At 60.9% G+C, this 5,256-nt stretch carries 5 protein-coding genes; 3 read left to right on the top strand and 2 right to left on the bottom strand.

Going from position 1 to position 5,256, the window contains the following annotated elements; genetic code table 11:
• Nucleotides 1-847 (bottom strand): VCBS repeat-containing protein (locus JGU66_36105; protein ID MBJ6766200.1); only part of this gene is annotated, 847 nt, incomplete at its 3' end.
• An 85-nt stretch (nt 848-932) separates the two neighbouring features.
• Here JGU66_36105 and JGU66_36100 point away from each other — a divergent pair.
• Nucleotides 933-1,325, top strand: coding sequence for a hypothetical protein (locus JGU66_36100; protein MBJ6766199.1), 393 nt, complete (start codon nt 933-935; stop codon nt 1,323-1,325).
• 160 nt (nt 1,326-1,485) lie between these two features.
• On the opposite strand, the gene JGU66_36095 is transcribed toward JGU66_36100, so the two are convergent.
• On the bottom strand, nt 1,486-3,225 hold the full coding sequence (locus JGU66_36095; protein MBJ6766198.1) for a VCBS repeat-containing protein: 1,740 nt from the start codon (nt 3,223-3,225) through the stop codon (nt 1,486-1,488).
• A 468-nt stretch (nt 3,226-3,693) separates the two neighbouring features.
• Here JGU66_36095 and JGU66_36090 point away from each other — a divergent pair, with 468 nt between their 5' ends.
• Nucleotides 3,694-4,149, top strand: a complete 456-nt coding sequence (locus JGU66_36090) for a hypothetical protein (protein ID MBJ6766197.1) — start codon at nt 3,694-3,696, stop codon at nt 4,147-4,149.
• Nucleotides 4,150-4,473: 324 nt separating this feature from the next.
• On the top strand, nt 4,474-5,256 hold a 783-nt coding region (locus JGU66_36085; GenBank protein MBJ6766196.1), incomplete at its 3' end, for a peptidase M4.

Genomic DNA, 5,256 nt, shown 5'->3' with positions numbered 1-5,256 from the left:
TGAATCCCAGATTCCAAACAGGATTCGCCTGCACGATCGGGGCGAATCCAATGAACGTTCGCCCCTTCTCGATCGACGTGTAGCCGGAGACAGAGTCCTGCTTTAGCACATCCATATAGCCGTCTCCGCCAAAGTCTCCGGGAATCAGCTTGAGATTCCCGCCCCAGTTGGTCTGAGCTCTATAGTCGGCCAGCAACCCCGCAGCCGCGGTCTGTCCAAATCGAACCTCTGCGGCTCCCGTCCCGGCAGAATAGAGAATGACATCCACGTGCCCATCTCCGTCATAGTCACCGGGGACAACCTTCAGCCCAGTTGCCCAGGTCGTCTGGCTGGCTGGCACGAAGTCGAGCCCAGCCGCAGCTCGGCCATAGCGAATCTCAGAGTATCCCGTCGCTGCGTTGTAGATCAGCACATCTGAGAATCCATCGCCGTTGAAGTCCGCACCCCCATTCGTCCTGATGCCATAGATGTGTTGGACGGACCGAACGTCTATCGCACTGAGCCGTCCCGAGGAGTTGCCGCCATCATTGCAGTAGTGCATGACGGATTGATTGTCATATCGCGACCAGAAGGCGCCGCTCTCTACTCCTGGAGGATTGCAGGTGGCTTCGATTTGATCAGAGTTGTCAACTCGATCCTGCTCATGGGAGAATCCAAGTACGTGACCGAACTCATGTACAGCAAGGTACTGTAGTCGACCAATACCATGGTCAGTGGCGTATCCCGGGGGAACTGCGATATGCACGCTGTGTCCTTCCGTGGCCAAGCGCAGAGTTCCACGCCCCAATGGCTTGTCTTCAGGAACACTGCCACCGCCCTGTTCGTCTGTTGCCGCAGTGAGGAGCACGCGGACAAACTTCTGATTGCCCGTTGTGGGGCACGCCCCGAAACCGTCAAATTGTATTCTTGCGACACGCTGCCACTGACTCTTGATGGCGCTGATGATTATTGCCTTGGCCGTGTCGAAGCCCGGCTCAATCCAGCAGACTGGTATTGTTTCGCCTCTCGCCCAGAGTTGCGTGCTTGTTTTTGACCAGAGCCCCGCCGTGGACACGGCAGTCTCCGCGGGCGTTTCGTGCTCAGTGGTGGAGGGCTGGCATGCTCCTGCCAAGAATATCGCGAACGCGAAACTCGCGGATAAGAATTTCGACCTCATTGCACGACTCGTCATCGATGCCCTCCGTTCAGACAAGAATCCCGAAGAATCGCTCACGTCTGCGATCTCGAAAAACACAGTGATTTTACCAGCAGCTGGGGCGGAGGTATGTCGCCAGCACTCGGCGAATGCTGACGATGGCGTCGCTGCCGGACTTCAAGGCGAGTGACAGGTCTCGGACGGAGTTCGTCGCCAGCGTGGACCTGTCACTCTGTTCGTCACGGTTCTGGCCCTGCACGAGGACTGCACGTCGTGCGGTCCTCGTGCACGGTAGTGAAGGCGCGCGGGGCCTCACCGCGCACCTTCCGTCATCGGCAACTTGGATTCACCTAGAACTCGTAGCCAGGGCTGCTAATCAGCTCAAGACCCCCGGCCCAGAGTACCTGGTTGCCTGCAGGTGCAAGCAGTCCCGTCTTCGTGGGCTGGCCATAACGAATCTCGCCACCTCCCGCCGTGACCCCATAGATCATGACGTCCGTGAATCCGTCTCCATTGTAGTCGCCGGGGACAAGCTGGCGTCCTGTACTCAGGTTTGCTGGACTGGTCGGGGCGAAGGTCAACCCAAGAGCACTGCTGCCGTAGCGAATCTCAGAGTATCCCGTCGTTGAGTTGTAGAGCAGCACATCGGCGAAGCCGTCGCCGTCGAAATCGCCCGGAGCGAAATCGAATCCAGTAATCCAGGTTGTCTGACTTGCTGCGGAGAAGGCCAGTCCCGCAGTGGCTTGCCCATAGCGAGTTTGGACGCTTCCGGTCGACATTTCATAAACCAGGACGTCAGTGAAGCCATCGCCATTGTAGTCTCCGGGGACAAGCTTGAGACCTGTGTTCCAGTTCACCTGGCTGCCTGCGGAAAAATTCAACCCAGGAGCGATGCCTCCGTAACGGATCTCGGAGTATCCCGTTGACGGGTGGTAGAGCAGAACGTCCGAATAGCCGTCGCCATTGAAGTCTCCAGGAATGAACTTGAACCCCAAATTCCAGACTGGGTTCGCCTGAGCAGGCGTGTCGAAGCCGGGGAGTGCGTGCCCATATTCCAGTGCGGTTTGGCCCGAGACGGCGTTGTACTTCAATACGTCCAGGAATCCGTCTGCTTGAAAATCGCCAGGAACGAGCGTCAAAGTTGCGGCCCAGTTGAGCTGGCCCCCCACGACAGAAGTCAGCCCTGGGGTTGATTGGCCAAGGCGAACCTCCGCATTTCCTGTGCCGGGAGAGTAAAGAATGACATCGCTATACCCATCTCCATTGTAGTCGCCAGGGATGATTTTTAGGTTGCCATTCCAGTTTGCAAGGTTTCCGCTGGGCGAGTCCAGTCCTGTTGAGGCTCGGCCGTATTGAATTGCCGTGTACCCGGTTTGCCCAATACGAACAATGAGATCGGCAAATCCATCGCCGTTGAAGTCCGAGCCTCCGTTCGTCCTGATGCCATAGAGCTTCTGGACAGAGCGAACATCCAGGACGCTCAGTCGCCCGGATTGGTTGCCGCCGTCGTTGCACTGGTGCATGACGGACTGGTTGTCATAGCGCGACCAGAGTGTTCCGCTTGCGCTGCCGGGAGGATTGCAGTTGATATCTTCGATGTCGGAATTGTCGACTCGACTCTGTTCATGGGCGAATCCAAGAACATGGCCGAACTCATGGGCTGCGAGATACTGCAGACGCCCAAGTCCCACTCCCGGCTCGATATTGGGAGGGACTGCGATGTGAACGCTGCGATTCCCGGTGGGCAACTGAAGCGCCGCGCGTCCCTCTGTGGCTTGTCCGCCACCTTGCGTGTCCGTGGCCGCATTCAAAAGTACGCGAATGAATTGCTGGTTGCCCGTTGTGGGACAGTCTTGGAAACCGTCAAACTGGATGCGGGTCACGCGCTGCCACTGGCTCTTGATTGTGGCGCGAATAATCACTTTGGCGTCATCGAAACCAGGGGCGATCCAGCAGACAGGGATTGTCTCGCCAGCCGTCCAGAGTTGGACGCCCGGCTGTGACCAGAGTCCTGCGGAACTCACGCCAAGCTCCGCTGCTTCCGCCTCCTCTTCTGCTGGGTTTTGACAAGCACCTCCCAGGACTGCCATTGCCATGAATCCTGCGAACAGCGCCCTCGGCCCAACCACACGACTCGACATTCCAGTCCTCCGACCCGACAAACATCTCGAAGAATCACTCACGCCCAAACTCCTTGAGGCATGCCCAGTCGCCATTGCCTGGTGACAGGGACATCCTCACCGCAGAACGACGACCTCGACTTTGAACTCTTGCTCCGTTGATGCGCTGCGACTCCCCGGCCAATTCGCAGTGTCTCAGCTCATCTCCCGCTGGACCGAAGACGGGCCGCTTCGAAGTGCGTGATCTGGGCTCGGGACTCATTAGTGGCTGCCCATCGAAGGGTACAAGCGGGGGCTGACATCTCAGGCTCGAGGAAGTCGCGCGGGCCGCGACATGCTCTCTCCGTGCGAGGGCAGGGAGGGATGCAATCGGTGGCTGCCACGGGGACGGACTCAAAGAGGGATGCGCCGCCGGGCGCACTCGGATAGAGGGGGCGCATGGCGGACAAGCGGCGCTTCGACCTCTTCGCGGACCTGCTGGTGGAGCGCTTCCCGAGCGCCTCGCGCATCTTCGACGTGGCGGGCGGCCAGGGCCGGCTCAACGAGGCCCTCACCCAGCGCGGCCGCACCGTCACCACCTTCGACTTGCGCCACAAGCACCTGCCTGTGCGGCACTACGCCCAGCGCATCTTCACGCTGGACGAGCCCTGCGAGGCCGAGCTCGTGGTGGGCATGCACCCGGACGGCGCCACCCGCGTCATCATCGAGTACGCCGCGCGCCACCAGCTGCCCTTCGCCGTGGTGCCGTGCTGCTCCGACAACGGCATGCCCTACAACCCCTGGATGCGGCACCTCCAGGAGCTGGCTCGCACGTCCGGCTTCCCCCAGGTGGAGGAGCGCACCCTCTCCATGGACGGCCGCGCGCGCGTCGTCCTGGGCACGTTCGTGGCCTAATCGGCAATTCGCGAGTCCTTTTGAGCACAAGAAAAGTCCGCGATTTCTGGATTGTTTGAATCCAGGACACGCGTCGGACAGGGTGTCGTCTTTCAGGACAGTCGCGTGTTTTTCGGTAATCTCTTTAAGATTCGAGCACTTGCGAATCCATTTGTAACGATTCGATACATGCCCTGGAACATTCGTGGGGCGGGCATGCGCCAATCAGGAAAGCTCTGACTTGTGTTGATGCGAGGTATTTCGCGGACTTAATGACTTGGCCTGAAGACTGCTAACAGCCGGCCTGCCACGGCGACACCCCCGCCGCCGGGCAGGAGGACCATCTTGGTTCGCACTCGTTTCGTCGCAGCTCTGCTGGCCACCATGCCGATCGCCGCCTGTGGTGTGGGCGACGCCGACACCAACACCCCCGTTGACTCGCCGAAGATCGACGACGTCGCGGAAGTGCAGCACGCCCTCAGCGCGATGCCCGGCGCGAGCATCGCCGGCTCCAACGCGGATGGCACCCCTCACACGCTCCTGGGCCGCCTGGGCACCGCTGACCGCACGCTGTCGGGCTTCGCGCTCGCGGACGTGCACCACTCCATCTCCTCCGCGATGCCCTCCATCGCGGCCGCCTTCCGCCTGAACGCCGACGACCTCCAGGTCCGCCGCGTGAGCGTGGACGAGAAGGGCACCTCGCACATCCGCTACGGCCAGACGCTGAACGGCCTGCCGGTGGTGGGCGAGGAGATCGTCGTTCACATCGACCGCGACGGTAACATCTTCATGGCCAACGGCTCGGGCCGCAGCGGCGCCGCGCCGTCGGCGCGTCCTGGCATCGCCTCGCAGGCCGCGACCGTGGCGGCCCTGCGCGCCACGAAGGGCACCCAGCTGGCCGTGCAGGGCGAGCCCCGGCTCGTCTACGTGCGCGACCTGAATGATCAGCAGATCAAGCTGGCGTACGAGGTTCGCGTGGTGGGCCAGGGCGAGGGCATGCCCCTGCGCAACCGCGTGTACGTGAACGCCGCGGACGCCTCCATCGCGCAGAACGTTCCGGAGATCCACACCGCGCTGGTCCGCCAGGTGTACTCGGCGAACAACCAGGTGGTGCAGCCCGGTACGCTG

The sequence above is a fragment of the Myxococcaceae bacterium JPH2 genome, assembly GCA_016458225.1.
GTDB lineage: Bacteria > Myxococcota > Myxococcia > Myxococcales > Myxococcaceae > Citreicoccus.
This window is presented reverse-complemented; position numbering and strand designations above follow the sequence as displayed.